The organism is Synechococcus sp. HK05, from assembly GCF_019104765.1.
Taxonomy (GTDB): Bacteria; Cyanobacteriota; Cyanobacteriia; order PCC-6307; family Cyanobiaceae; genus Vulcanococcus.
Window position 1 is genome coordinate 426,686 of the sequence record NZ_JAHRXJ010000011.1, and the last position, 12,173, is coordinate 438,858.

Annotated in this window: 12 protein-coding genes; 2 read left to right on the forward strand and 10 right to left on the reverse strand. The window is 68.2% G+C overall.

Annotated elements, in window-relative coordinates; all coding sequences use genetic code 11:
- Window positions 1-11: 11 nt before the first annotated feature.
- From KUL97_RS11550 to gcvT, 8 genes are all read right to left on the reverse strand, one after another.
- Complete coding sequence (locus KUL97_RS11550) at window positions 12-827, reverse strand: aminotransferase class IV (protein WP_217797106.1); 816 nt, start codon at window positions 825-827, stop codon at window positions 12-14.
- Window positions 824-2,146 carry an anthranilate synthase component I family protein gene (locus tag KUL97_RS11555; protein WP_217797107.1) on the reverse strand — a complete coding sequence of 441 codons (1,323 nt, stop codon included), beginning with the start codon at window positions 2,144-2,146 and terminating at the stop codon, window positions 824-826. The genes KUL97_RS11550 and KUL97_RS11555 overlap by 4 nt, the downstream gene beginning before the upstream one ends.
- Window positions 2,146-2,811 (reverse strand): 7-cyano-7-deazaguanine synthase QueC, encoded by a 666-nt coding sequence (gene queC / locus KUL97_RS11560; protein ID WP_217797108.1) that lies wholly within the window; start codon window positions 2,809-2,811, stop codon window positions 2,146-2,148. The genes KUL97_RS11555 and queC overlap by 1 nt, the downstream gene beginning before the upstream one ends.
- 47 nt (window positions 2,812-2,858) lie before the next feature.
- Complete coding sequence (locus KUL97_RS11565) at window positions 2,859-3,509, reverse strand: 7-carboxy-7-deazaguanine synthase QueE (RefSeq protein WP_217797109.1); 651 nt, start codon at window positions 3,507-3,509, stop codon at window positions 2,859-2,861.
- Window positions 3,506-5,161 carry a CTP synthase gene (locus KUL97_RS11570; protein ID WP_217797110.1) on the reverse strand — a complete coding sequence of 552 codons (1,656 nt, stop codon included), beginning with the start codon at window positions 5,159-5,161 and terminating at the stop codon, window positions 3,506-3,508. The genes KUL97_RS11565 and KUL97_RS11570 overlap by 4 nt, the downstream gene beginning before the upstream one ends.
- Window positions 5,162-5,215: 54 nt before the next feature.
- Window positions 5,216-6,361: an RNA polymerase sigma factor, RpoD/SigA family gene (locus KUL97_RS11575; protein ID WP_217797111.1), complete on the reverse strand. Its 1,146-nt coding sequence runs from the start codon at window positions 6,359-6,361 to the stop codon at window positions 5,216-5,218.
- Between the two features lie 99 nt (window positions 6,362-6,460).
- Window positions 6,461-8,290 carry an aspartate--tRNA ligase gene (gene aspS, locus KUL97_RS11580; protein WP_217797112.1) on the reverse strand — a complete coding sequence of 610 codons (1,830 nt, stop codon included), beginning with the start codon at window positions 8,288-8,290 and terminating at the stop codon, window positions 6,461-6,463.
- Window positions 8,291-8,351: 61 nt separating this feature from the next.
- Window positions 8,352-9,479 (reverse strand): glycine cleavage system aminomethyltransferase GcvT, encoded by a 1,128-nt coding sequence (gene gcvT, locus KUL97_RS11585; protein ID WP_217797113.1) that lies wholly within the window; start codon window positions 9,477-9,479, stop codon window positions 8,352-8,354.
- 144 nt (window positions 9,480-9,623) lie between these two features.
- On the opposite strand from gcvT, the gene KUL97_RS11590 reads away from it, so the two are divergent.
- Together KUL97_RS11590 and KUL97_RS11595 are read left to right on the forward strand one after the other, a co-directional pair.
- Entirely contained in the window at window positions 9,624-9,860 is a 237-nt protein-coding gene (locus KUL97_RS11590; protein ID WP_217797114.1) for a hypothetical protein, read from the forward strand.
- A gap of 111 nt (window positions 9,861-9,971) precedes the next feature.
- Window positions 9,972-10,367, forward strand: a complete 396-nt coding sequence (locus tag KUL97_RS11595; RefSeq protein ID WP_217797115.1) for a cyclic nucleotide-binding domain-containing protein — start codon at window positions 9,972-9,974, stop codon at window positions 10,365-10,367.
- A 14-nt stretch (window positions 10,368-10,381) separates the two neighbouring features.
- Here KUL97_RS11595 and speB read toward each other — a convergent pair whose 3' ends face one another.
- Together speB and speE are read right to left on the reverse strand one after the other, a co-directional pair.
- On the reverse strand, window positions 10,382-11,242 hold the full coding sequence (gene speB, locus KUL97_RS11600; RefSeq protein WP_217797116.1) for an agmatinase: 861 nt from the start codon (window positions 11,240-11,242) through the stop codon (window positions 10,382-10,384).
- A gap of 12 nt (window positions 11,243-11,254) precedes the next feature.
- The gene (gene speE / locus KUL97_RS11605; protein ID WP_217797117.1) at window positions 11,255-12,121 is read right to left on the reverse strand and encodes a polyamine aminopropyltransferase; all 867 of its coding nucleotides are present in this window, start codon (window positions 12,119-12,121) and stop codon (window positions 11,255-11,257) included.
- Between the last annotated feature and the right edge of the window lie 52 nt (window positions 12,122-12,173).

Here is a 12,173-nt window from a genome sequence, read left to right on the forward strand (position 1 = left end):
GCCCTCAGCCGCTAAAGCAAGCTCCGCCACAACGCCTCGGCGTTGGGGTGGGGCGTTAAGGGAATGCCATCCACGCTGCTCAGGGGGCGGCAGCCCAGGCTGTTGATCAGCAGCCAGCTGTCGCCGCCCTGCGGTTGGGGAGCGAGATTCGCCTCCTGGGCCAGGCCCTGCTCCAGGAGGCGAGCGCGCATCACGCCCGGCAGGCAGCCACTGCTCAGGGCTGGTGTGAGCCAACGGCCCTGGCGCTGAATCAACAGGTTGGCGGTACTGGCACAGCAGAGCTCGCCGCCGCTGGCCAAGAGCAGGGCCTCATCGGCACCAGCGCGCTGGGCTTCAAGGCGCGCCTGAACCGCTTGGCCGTAGGCGAAGGTTTTGCAACGGCTCAGCAGGCTGGCGCTGTTGCGGCGCTCTTGGCGACTCACGATCGCCGTCTGCGGGCTGAAGCTTGGCGTGTGCGGGCTGAGCTGCAGCCAGAAGCGATGTGGATGCTGGCTGTCTGGCAAGGCGATGCCGCGTCCAGCGCCGTCGCCGCGGCTCCAGTTGAGCCGGAGTGCGCCGCTGCCGTGCTCGAGCCCTGCGCGCACCACGGCTTCGTGGATCAAGGGCTCGAGGGTGCCGGCCTCCGGCGGGGGCGCCATCGCCAGCAGAGCGGCGCTCTGGTGCCAGCGCTGCAGGTGGGCCTCGAGCAAGCGCGGGCGGCCATCGAGCAGCAGCACCGTTTCAAACAGCCCATCGGCCAGCTGCAGGCCGCGATCGCTCAGGGGGAGGCTCAGCTGCGATGGCTCGTCCCACTGCCCGTTGAACCAGGCGATGCTGCGGGGGGTCATGCCAAAGCCTCCAGCAGGGGATTGAGCTTCCAGCCCAGCTCGCTGGCTTCGGCGCTGGGGTCGGAATCGGCCACGATGCCGCAGCCGGCGTGGCCGCGCAGATGGTTCTGCTGCAGCAACAAGGTGCGAATCAGGATGCTGCTATCGAAGCTGCCATCGAAATCGCGGCGGATCAGCGAGCCGCAGTAGGGGCCGCGGGCCACGGGTTCCAGTTCCGCCAGGCGCTGGCAGGCCCGCAGTTTCGGCGCGCCACTGATCGAGCCCCCCGGCCATCCCGCCCGCAGCAGATCCACCCAGGTCCGATCGGGCCGCAATTGGCCGCACACCACCGAGGTGAGGTGGTGCACCTGGGCGTAGCTCTCGAGTCCCACCAATTGCGGCACATGGATCGAGCCCGGCAGGCAGGAGCGGCCCAGATCGTTGCGCAGCAAATCCACGATCATCACGTTCTCGGCGCGGTCTTTGCCGCTGCAAACCAGCTCCGCCGCCGCATCGGCATCCCGTTGCGGATCGTTGTGTCTGGGCCGGGTGCCCTTGATCGGCCGGGTTTCCACGTGCCCTTCGGCGCTCACCTGCAGGAAGCGCTCAGGAGAGGCGGAGATCACCGCTTCTCCCGCGGCGGCGCCGGCGGCCACTACCAAGCCCGCAAAGGGGGCGGGGCAGCGCTGGCGCAGCCGCTGAAACAAGGCCAGCCCCGTGTGGGGCGCCATGGCGGGCAGGTGGGTGCTGCAGCAGGCCGTGAGGTTGGCCTGAAACAGATCACCACTGGCGATCAGCGCGCGGATCTGTTCCACGCCGCGGCTGAACGCCTGCAGATCGGTGTGCCAGTGCCAGCGCTCTGGAGCCACGGCTGGAGCTGCCAGCTCACCTGCCGTCTCATGAGCCGGGAGGCTCTCCAGCCAGTGGGCCATCGCCTGCAGCCGACTGGGATCCTGCCCCTCCAGCCAGAGCTGCTGCTCCACCAGGTCAAAGCGCAGCACGGGATCGTGGCGGGCGATCCAGAGGCTGGCCATGGAATCGGTTTTCCAGGGGTTGCCGGGTTCCACCCAGGCGGCGGCTTCGTAGCTGAGCCAGCCGCACCAATGGCCCGGGCCCAGATCCGCCAAGGCTGCAAAGGGATCGCTCGCGCCGGCATCGCCGGGCAGTCCGCGGCAGCAGCGTTGCTCCAGCGGATCAACGGCCAAGGTGGCCCAGCGCCCCAGGTCGGTGCCGTCGCCGTCGAGCCAGATCAAGCCGGCGTGGCCCCAGTGTTCGGCCAGCAAGGGCGCCAGGTTGGCCGGTGAACGCCAGGCCACCGGCACGCGCGTGCAACCCGGCATCAGCGGCTGGTCAGGTCGGGCCGGCCGGCTTCGATCAAGGCGGCATCGCGGATGCGGCAGCTGTCGCACACGCCGCAGGGTTGCTCGCCGCCGCTGTAGCAACTCCAGGTGTCGGCGATGGGCACCCCCAGCCGCAGGGCCTCCTGCACGATCTTCGTTTTGCTCCAGGTCACCAGCGGAGCCCAGAGGCGGCTGCCGTGCCTCTCCCGGCCAGCCTTGCTGGCGAGATCCGCCAGCCGCTGAAAGGCCTCCAGGTAATCGGGCCGGCAGTCGGGATAACCGGAGTAATCCACTGCATTCACCCCCAGCACCAGCCGCTCGGCGCCGCGCGCCTCCGCCAGGCTCAGGCCGATGGCGATGAACACCGTGTTGCGGCCTGGCACATAGGTGCTGGGGATCACATCGGTCTGCACCCCATCGCTGGGTACGGCCATGCGGCTGTCGGTGAGGGCCGAGCCGCCCCAGGCGGCCAGGTTCACGCTGATGGTGTGGTGCTCTGCTAGGCCGAGCTGCGCGGCAATGCGTGCTGCTGCTTCCAGTTCGCGCCGATGGCGCTGGCCGTAATCAAAGGAGAGGCCGATCACGCGCTGCCCGTCTTCCATGGCGAGGGCTGCGGCGGTGGCGGAATCGAGACCGCCGGAGAGCAGGGCAATGGCGGTGGACAAAGCGGTGGATCAGGCGCCGAAACCATGATGCCGAGCGGCGTGCCCCCTCAGCGCACCCCCAGCCACTTGTGGCTCTGCAGGCTCAGGCGCCAGTTGGGGTCGCTGCGCACGTAGTCGACGGCCAGCTGCTGGCCTGTTGCGCTCTGCCAGCCAGGTTGCAGCAGCAATGCGGGCGCTGGCTGATCGGTGTTGCGCCCGCTGAGGGCGGCTGCGGCCATCGCTTCGGCGAAAGCCAGATCGGCGGCCTCGTGCACCACCACCTTCAGCTCATGGCAGGCCGCCAACACCTCTGGCGTTGGTGGCCGGTGCGGCTTGGGGGAGAGGGTGATCCAGGCAAAGGAGCCCGTGAGCAGGCCAACGCCACTGGTTTCCAGATGCAGGGGGGCACCGCTCGGCTGGATGGCGTCACACAGGGGCGCAAGCTGGTGCTCAAGGGGTTCACCGCCGGTGATCACCACGAAGGCCGCGCCGTTGTCCACGGCGCTTTGGGCGTCCTGCTGCAGAGCCTCGAGCGACAGCAGGGGATGCACGTGCTGCGGCCAGGAGTGCTTGGTGTCGCACCAGCTGCAGCCCACACTGCAGCCGCCCAGGCGGATGAAGAAGGCGCTGCGGCCGCTGTGGAGCCCCTCGCCCTGCAGGGAATGGAAGGTCTCCACCACCGGCAGGGCGCCGGAGGCGCCGGACGCCGCTGCGCTCATGCCGCTGGAGTAGCGGTGGGCAGGTTGCGGCTGAGGGCTTCGCTGGGGCTGCCGGGCAACCGCTGCTGCGCCGCTGCGATCAGCCCGCGGAACAGGGGATGGGGCCGGCCGGGGCGCGACAGGAATTCGGGGTGGTACTGGCAGGCGGTGAAGAAGGGGTGGTTCTTCAGTTCGATCAGTTCCACCAGGCGGCCGTCAGGGGAGGTGCCACTGATCTCGTAGCCCGATTCGAGGAACAGGTTGCGGTAGGCGTTGTTGAACTCGTAGCGGTGGCGGTGGCGCTCGTAGACCACCTCATCGCCATAGAGCTGGTGGGCGATGGTGCCGGGGGTTAGGCGGCAGGGATACACGCCCAGGCGCATCGTGCCGCCCAGATCCACCACGTCCTGCTGCTCCGGCAGCAGGTGAATCACCGGGTGGGCGGTGTCGGCATCGAGTTCGGCGCTGGTGGCGCCAGTGAGGCCAGCCTGGTTGCGGGCCCACTCGATTACGGCGCATTGCATGCCCAGGCACAGGCCCAGGAACGGCACCCGCTGCTCCCGTGCCCAGCGGATCGCGGCCACCTTGCCGTCCACGCCGCGGTTGCCGAAGCCGCCGGGTACCACCACCGCATCCATGCCCCGCAGCAGCGCATCGGCACCCTGCTCTTCGATCTGTTCGGCGCAGATCCAGTGCAGGTCCAGGCCGGCCCCCAGGTCGATGCAGGCGTGGCGCAGCGCTTCCACCACCGAGAGATATGCGTCGTTGAGCTGCACGTATTTGCCCACCAGTGCCACCTTCACCGAGGGGCCGGGGTTGCGCAGCTTGGCCACCATTTCGGCCCAGCGAGCCATGTCGCTGTCGTGGTCGGCCAGGCCCAGCAGATCGAGCACCTCGCGGCAGAGGCCTTCCTGCTCGAGGGTGATCGGCACGGCGTAGATGCTGTCGGCATCGAGGGCTGGGATCACGGCGCGCCGGGGCACGCCGCAGAAGCCGCCGATCTTGCCTTTGAGGTCTTCGCTGATGGGCCGGTCGCTGCGGCACACCAGTACATCGGGCTGGATGCCGATGGAGCGCAGCTCCTTCACGGAGTGCTGAGTGGGCTTGGTTTTCAGCTCGCCTGAGGTGCCGATGTAGGGCAGCAGGGTCACGTGCACGTAGGCCAGGTCGTTGCGGCCCACGTCGCCGCGGAATTCGCGGATCGCTTCGAGGAAGGGCAGCGATTCGATGTCGCCCACGGTCCCGCCGATCTCGGTGATCACCACATCCGCGCCGGAGTTGGCGGCCACGCGGTGGATGCGCTCGCGGATCTCACCGGTGATGTGGGGAATCACCTGCACCGTGCCGCCGTTGTAGTCGCCGCGGCGTTCCTTGTTGATCACCGATTGGTAGATCGAGCCGGTGGTCACGCTGTTGAGGCGCGACATCGCCGTGTCGGTGAAGCGTTCGTAGTGGCCCAGGTCGAGGTCGGTTTCGGCGCCGTCTTCGGTGACGAACACCTCCCCGTGCTGGAACGGGCTCATCGTGCCCGGGTCCACGTTCAGATAGGGATCGAGCTTGAGGATCGAAACGCTGTAGCCCCGGCTCTTGAGCAGGCGCCCAAGGCTGGCGGCCACGATCCCCTTGCCGATGCTGGATACCACGCCACCGGTCACGAAGACGAACTTGGCCATGGCATCCGTAGCGACCCTTCAATGTACCGGCCGGCTCCTGGAGCCTCCAGGTGATCAGTCCCCGGGCTGGTCGCGGTCGATGCTGCGCATGTAGTCCTGCACCCGGCAGCGGCGCTGGGGCTGGCGCAGTTTGAGCAGGGCGCGGGATTCGATCTGGCGCACCCGCTCGCGGGAGAGGTGCAGGTCTTCGCCGATCTGGGAGAGGGTCTGGGGAGTGTCGTCTTCCAGGCCGTAGCGCAGCCGGATCACGGCGGCCTCCCTGCTGGTGAGCTCCTCCAGCAGCGCCTCCAGGTCATCGTGCAGGGCCTCGCGGGTGAGTTCCTGCTCTGGGGTGGCGTGGCTGTCTTCGAGCAGATCGCCGAGTTGGGTGTCCTGCTCGCGGCCCACCCGCGTGTCGAGTGACACCGAGCGCGGCACCCGCATCAGCGTGAGCCGTACCACCTCCTCACTGAGGCCCAGCTCGCGGGCCAGGTCGCTCACGGAGGCAAGCCGTCCGTGTTCGGTGGCGATTTGGCGTTGGGCCTTTTTGATCCGGTTGAGCTTCTCGGTGACGTGCACCGGCAGCCGGATCGTGCGGCTCTGGGTGGCGATGGCGCGGGTGATGCCCTGGCGGATCCACCAGTAGGCGTAGGTGCTGAAACGGAAGCCGCGGGTGGGGTCGTATTTCTCCACGGCGCGCTCGAGCCCAAGGGTGCCTTCCTGCACCAGATCGAGCAGCTCCATGCCCCGCTGCTGATACTTCTTGGCCACGGCCACCACCAGGCGCAGGTTGGCCTGGATCATCCGGTCGCGGGCGCGGCGACCGTGATGCAGCGCTTGCTTCAGCTCGGCCACGCTCAGACCGCTGCGCACGGCCCAGGCCTCATGGTGTTGACGCAGCCGCTCCCGCAGCTGCGGCACCGTGCAGCCCAGGTGCTCGGCCCACTGCTGCACGGCTGGCCAGTGCCCCAGTTGCGAGGCCAGCCGCTGCCGATCGTCTTCCAGGGCGATCAGATCCGCTAGCTCGCCCGCCGTGGCCGCCAGGCGCTTGCGCTCGCGCAGCAGGCGTTCCCGGCGTTGCACCTGGCGGGCCAGGGTGAGCTCCTCCTCATGGCTGAGCAGATCCACCCGACCGATGTCCTGCAGGTAGAGCCGCACCAGATCGGTGCTGCCGCGCCGGCTGCCGGATGAGGGTTTGGGGCTGGGAGGGCCCTTCGACACAGGCTTCGCCCGCAACAGCCCTCTCACAATCGAGTCTCAATTAAGACCCGCCCTCAAATCACGCGTTTCTGTTCGGGATTGCTCGCGTGGGCGAGGCGCTCAGGCCTCGGTCTCCTCCTCCACCCAGGTGCTCGCCACATGCAGTTCCTCGAGTTGCTTGGTGGCCACGCCGCCGGGGGCGCCGGTCATCAGGCAGCGGGCCTGCTGGGTCTTGGGGAAGGCGATGGTGTCGCGGATTGACTCCTCACCGGCCAGCAGCATCACCATCCGGTCGATGCCGAAGGCCAGTCCGCCGTGGGGTGGCGCACCCATGTCGAGCGCTTCCATCAGGAAGCCGAACTGTTGGTTGGCTTCCTCCAGCGGCAGGCCGATGGTCTGCAGCACCTGGCGCTGCAGGGCCGAATCGTGGATGCGCAGCGAGCCGCCGCCCAGCTCGAGGCCGTTGAGCACCAGGTCGTAGGCCTGGGCGCGGGCCGTGGGCAGGGTGTTGGCCCAGGCGGCTGCGTCGCTGCCGAGGTCGCCTGTGTTGGGGGCGCAGAAGGGGTGGTGCAGCGCCTCAAGCCGGTTCTCGTCGGCGTTGAATTCGAACATCGGGAAATCCACCACCCAGAGGAAGTTCCAGCTGTCGTTTTCGCTGTCGGGCTTCACCATGCCCAGCTCGCGGGCCAGGTACTGGCGCACGCGATCCAGGGCTTTGTTCACCGTGGCGGTGTCGCCGGCGCCGAACAGGATCAAGGTGCCGGGCTCAGCGCCGGTGCGCTGGAGCAGCTCGGCCTTCTTCTCCTCCGAGAGGTTGTCTTTGATGGCGCCGATGGTGTCGATCTCGCCGCCTTCGCGCACGCGGATGAAGGCGAGGCCGCCGGCGCCGGCTTTCTGGGCCTCGCTGAACACATCACCGCCGGGCTTGATGCGCACATTGCTCACGGCGTCGTTGCCGCCGGGCACGGCGATGCACTTCACCGAGCCGCCGGCGGCTACGGCGCCTGAAAACACCTTGAAGCCCATGTCGGCCACCAGGTCGCTCACGTTGGTGAGCTCCATGCCGTAGCGGGTGTCGGGGCGATCGGTGCCGTAGCGCTCCATGGCGTCATGCCAGGTGAGGCGCGGGAAGGGGCGAGGCAGGTCCACCCCTTTCACCGTCTTCCAGATGGAGGCGATCAGGGCTTCGTTGAGCTCCAGGATCTGCTCCTGATCCATGAAGCTCATCTCCATGTCCAGCTGGGTGAATTCCGGCTGGCGATCGGCGCGCAGGTCTTCGTCGCGGAAGCAGCGGGCCACTTGGTAGTAGCGCTCGATGCCGCCCACCATCAGCAGCTGCTTGAACAGCTGGGGCGACTGGGGCAGGGCGAACCATTCACCGCCGCACACGCGCGACGGCACCAGGTAGTCGCGGGCGCCTTCGGGGGTGGAGCGGGTGAGCACCGGGGTTTCCACCTCGATGAAGCCCTGGTCTTCGAGGAAACGGCGAGCCGCCTGAATCGTCTGAGCCCGCAGGCGCAGATTGCTGTTCATGCGCTCGCGGCGCAGATCGAGGTAGCGATGGCGCAGCCGCAGCTCCTCGCGGGTGTTCTCCTCGTCGTGCACCGACACGGCAAAGGGCAGGTTGCCCTTCACGCTGTTGAGCACCGTGATGGCGCTGGCCAGCACTTCCACGTGGCCGGTGGCCAGCTTTTCGTTGATGGCGTCGGCCGGGCGCTCACGCACCTTGCCCTCCACCTGGATCACCGTTTCGTTGCGCAGGTGTTCCGCCACGGCGAACATCGCGGCGCCGTTGTCGGGGTCCACCGTGATCTGCACCGTGCCGCTGCGGTCGCGCAGGTCGATGAAGATCACCCCGCCGTGATCGCGGCTGCGGTCCACCCAGCCGCACAGCTGCACGGCCTGGCCGGTGGCATCGGGGCGCAGGTCGCCGCATCCGTGGCTGCGCATGCTGAGGAGGGAAACGCAATCGGCGATTGTCCCATTAGGGCGGCTGGCTGAGTGGTCGTCTTCAGCGCCGATAGAACGGTCGCTTCACCACTAGGGCAGGCTCGGCTTTGCCGCGAATCTCCACGGTCAGCGGGTTGCCCACGCGGGCGGCAGAGGCTGGCACCAGAGCCAGGGCAATGCCCGCCTCAAGGCTGGGAGACCAGCCACCGCTGGTGATAGTGCCGATTGGGGCGCTCCCTGCTTCTGCCCCACTCGCCAGCACCGGATAGCCGTGGCGGGGGATGGCGCGGCCCTGCAGCTGTAGCCCCACCAGGCGGCGCTGCACCCCGTCGCGCGTCTGCTGCTCCAACACCTCACGCCCCACGAAGGGTTTGGGCATCTCCAGGTGCACCAGCCAGCCCAGGCCCGCTTCCAGGGGTGAGGTGGAGGCATCCATATCGCTGCCATAGAGATGCATGGCAGCTTCCAGGCGCAGTGTGTCGCGGGCGCCAAGGCCGCAGGGCTGAATGCCCCGCTCCAGGCAATGGCTCCAGAAGGTCAGCCCGGGCTCGCGCTCCAGCAGCAGCTCGAAGCCGTCTTCCCCGGTGTAGCCGGTGCGGGCCACGAAGGCTTCACCGATGCCGGGGAGGGTCAGCGGGCGATGGCCGAAGCGGGGCAGGCCCGCCAGGGAGCTACCGCTCATGGCCTCCAGTTGCCTGGCGGCTTCCGGCCCCTGGAGGGCCACGAGCACCCCATCCCCCTTGTGGTCGGCCACGCGGATTCCCGCGGGCTCCAGCTGGCTGCGGATCCAGGCGGTGTCGGCCGCGGCGCAGGCCGCGTTGATCACCAGCAACAGGTCATGGGCCTGGGCAGCCTCATCCCAGCCACGGTCGTACACGATCAGGTCGTCGCGGATGCCGCCCTGCTCGTTCAGTAGCACCGTGTAGCAGGCCTCACCAGGGCCGATGCGGAACAGATCGGTGGGCACCAGGCCTTGCAGCACGTCTTTGGCGCCGGGGCCGCTGAGGCGCAGCACCCCCATGTGGGAGATGTCGAACAGACCGCAGTGTTCCCGCACAGCCTTGTGCTCCTGCAACAGGCCGGCGAATTGCACCGCCATCTCCCAGCCGGCGAAGGGCACCATCCGGCCGCCGGCGCTGCGGGCCGCTTCGAACAGGGGGGTGCGCCGCAGCGCTTCGGTGCCGCCCATGGCGATCTGGCGTCGGTCTGGATCCTATGGAGGGTGCGGGATGTGCAGCCGGTCTTCAACAGTCCGAAGAGAACCCGGAGGTTGGCCCTCCGCACTGGCCATGGCGGGTTGGGCTGATTACGTTGAGCCCCCTTGCCGCCCTCCATGGGCAACCGCCCCTGCTGCCGCAGCTGCCGCCATTGCACCCAGCCCAGTGGTGTGGAGATGGGCTGGTGCCAACTGCGCAAGCTGCCGATCCAGGGGGAGCTTGCGGCGGAGCTTTGGTGCCATCACTGGACGGCGCGCCCGCCGCGCTTGCCGGTGATGGGGGACACCCCGGCGGAGTTGTTGCCCCATCCCGGTGAGCGCCAGCTGGCCCTCACCGATGTGCTCGAAACCTGAAGAGAAGGCGAAGATTCGCGCCCGATCGGCCTCGAATGTGTTCCAGCACGCCATGCCGCCTGTTCGGCGGTGCCAAGCTGGTTTTCACACAGCTTCATGGAGACATCGTTGATGGCTGTTGCCGCCGTTGCCAGTCCGCTCGAACTGATGGCCACCCAGGTGGACAGTGAGACGGTGTCGTTCGCGACGGGCGCGGTGATCTTCAGCCGAGGCCAGGCGGCGGATGCCATCTATGCGGTGCGCCGCGGCATCGTGGAGGTGATCAACCCTCAGGGCGACAAGCTTTGCTACCGCCCCGGCGAGCTGTTCAGCTACGAAGACATCGTCTGGAACGAAGACGTGCGCCACAACGATGCGGTGGCCCGCACGCCTGTCGAGCTGGTGCGGCTGGATCGGTTGCGCTTCCTCAACCTGCTCCACAACCACCCCACGATGGCGATCCTGCTGATCGGTCAGCAGCATGAGCGCCTGCGGGAGCAGCGCTCCAGCGGCACCTGCGCTTACTGAGGCGCGATCGCAGCTCAGCGATCCAGCAGGAACAGCAGGCTGCGCACCACTTTGGATGCGAGCACGCTGCTCACGCCAGTGGGATCCAGCATCGGCGCCAGTTCCACCACATCGGCCGCCACCAGGTTGTGGTGGCGCAGCTCATCCACCAGGGCGGCGAAATCGCTCCAGAGGAAGCCGCCCGGTTCAGGGGTGCCGGTGCCGGCCATCACGGCGGGATCGAACCAGTCGAGATCCACGGTGAGATAAAGCGGCTTGCCGCGCAGGGGCTTGAGCGCTTCGGCCATGCGCTCGATCGCCACCAGCCGGCCCGTCTGGCGCAGTTCGGAGAACTCCTCGCGGGTGCCGCTGCGGATCGCGATCTGCAGCAGCTGTTGGCTGGGCAGCACCTCCAGGCAACGGCGCATGGCGCAGGCGTGGCTGTGGTGGGCGCCGAGCCATTCATGGCGCAGATCAGCGTGGGCATCGAGCTGCACCAGCACCAGCTCGGGGTGCTGCTCGGCCACGGCGGCCACGGCACCGGAGCTAATCGAATGCTCGCCTCCGAGCATCAGCGGCTTGAGCCCCAGGGCCAGCACGGTTTCGGTGGCTTGCTTCACCGCGGCCACCACCGGCTCCGGTGCGCCGAAGGGGATGTCCACGGCGCCGAGGTCGGCGATGGCCAGCTCTTCCAGGTCGCGATCGAGCTGGGGGCAGTAGCTCTCCAGGCCCGGACTCACCTCGCGGATCGCCGCTGGCCCGAAGCGGGTGCCGGGGCGGAAGGAGGTGGTGCCGTCGTAGGGCACGCCGAACAGGCCCACGCGGCAGCCGGCCGGATCGCGCCGGCTGCCCATGTAGATGGCGCCGTCGGTGTCGAAGCAGGAGAGATCGGGCATCGCTTCAGCTTCTCAGCTCGCCAGGGCCCGCTCAATGGCGGCGGGGATGGCCTCGAAGGCGCCGCGCTGCCAGCGGGGGCTCCAGATCTCGCAGCCCTCGGCTACGGCCGCGGCGCGGGCCGGATCGGGCTCGAGGTAGCGGCGGCCGTCGGTGGCGGCGAAGGTCCAGCTCCACCAGCCGCTGGGATACATCGGCACCCAGCCATACAGCGGATCGGCGTGGCCGAACACCTCGCGGATCACCTTCACGGTGTCGATGTGCACCTGACGGAAGGCCTCGGGCGATTCGCTCTGGGTGGCGAACACGCCGCCGGGCTTGAGGATGCGCCGGCACTGCTCAAAGAAGGCTCGGTTGAACAGGCCTTCGGCTGGGCCCGCCGGATCGGATCCATCCACGATCACCACGTCGTAGCTGGCATCGGCAGCGTTGGCCGCCCAGGCGATGCCATCCCCCACGGTGAGGTGGAAGCGGGGATCGCTCCAGCAGCCTCCGCCGATCGAGGGCAGGTGCTGCTGGCTCCACTCCACCACCAGGCCATCGATCTCCACCATGTCGAGGTGCTGCACACCGGCGTGGCGCAGGCACTCGCGGGCGGTGCCGCCATCGCCGCCGCCGATCACCAGCACCCGCTCGATGCTCGCGGCGCTGCAGAGCGCCGGGTGCACGATCGATTCGTGGTAATGCCGCTCCTGGCGCTCGGCCGTCATCCAGCAGCCATCGAGCAGCAGGCCCTTGCCGTAGCGCTCACTTTCGATGATGGTGACCTTCTGGAACGGGGATTGCTTCTCCGCGATCACCCGCCCGGCCAGGCCGTAGCGCACGCCGTCAAAGATCTCGTCCACCCAGCCGGGGGTGGGGGCGGTGCTGCTCTCGGCCATGGCGTGGAGGATCGTTCCTCCACATTTGCGCATCATGGGTGGCCAATCCTTC

Excerpts from the sequence above, each read along its gene's own strand:
- KUL97_RS11590 (WP_217797114.1), top strand. The coding sequence starts at position 9,624 with ATGGGCAACCGCCCCTGCTGCCGCAGCTGCCGCCATTGCACCCAGCCC.
- KUL97_RS11565 (WP_217797109.1), bottom strand. The coding sequence starts at position 3,509 with ATGAGCGCAGCGGCGTCCGGCGCCTCCGGCGCCCTGCCGGTGGTGGAG.
- KUL97_RS11555 (WP_217797107.1), bottom strand. The coding sequence starts at position 2,146 with ATGCCGGGTTGCACGCGCGTGCCGGTGGCCTGGCGTTCACCGGCCAAC.
- speB (WP_217797116.1), bottom strand. The coding sequence starts at position 11,242 with ATGCCCGATCTCTCCTGCTTCGACACCGACGGCGCCATCTACATGGGC.
- gcvT (WP_217797113.1), bottom strand. The coding sequence starts at position 9,479 with ATGGGCGGCACCGAAGCGCTGCGGCGCACCCCCCTGTTCGAAGCGGCC.
- aspS (WP_217797112.1), bottom strand. The coding sequence starts at position 8,290 with ATGCGCAGCCACGGATGCGGCGACCTGCGCCCCGATGCCACCGGCCAG.
- KUL97_RS11595 (WP_217797115.1), top strand. The coding sequence starts at position 9,972 with ATGGCTGTTGCCGCCGTTGCCAGTCCGCTCGAACTGATGGCCACCCAG.
- KUL97_RS11550 (WP_217797106.1), bottom strand. The coding sequence starts at position 827 with ATGACCCCCCGCAGCATCGCCTGGTTCAACGGGCAGTGGGACGAGCCA.
- KUL97_RS11570 (WP_217797110.1), bottom strand. The coding sequence starts at position 5,161 with ATGGCCAAGTTCGTCTTCGTGACCGGTGGCGTGGTATCCAGCATCGGC.
- speE (WP_217797117.1), bottom strand. The coding sequence starts at position 12,121 with ATGGCCGAGAGCAGCACCGCCCCCACCCCCGGCTGGGTGGACGAGATC.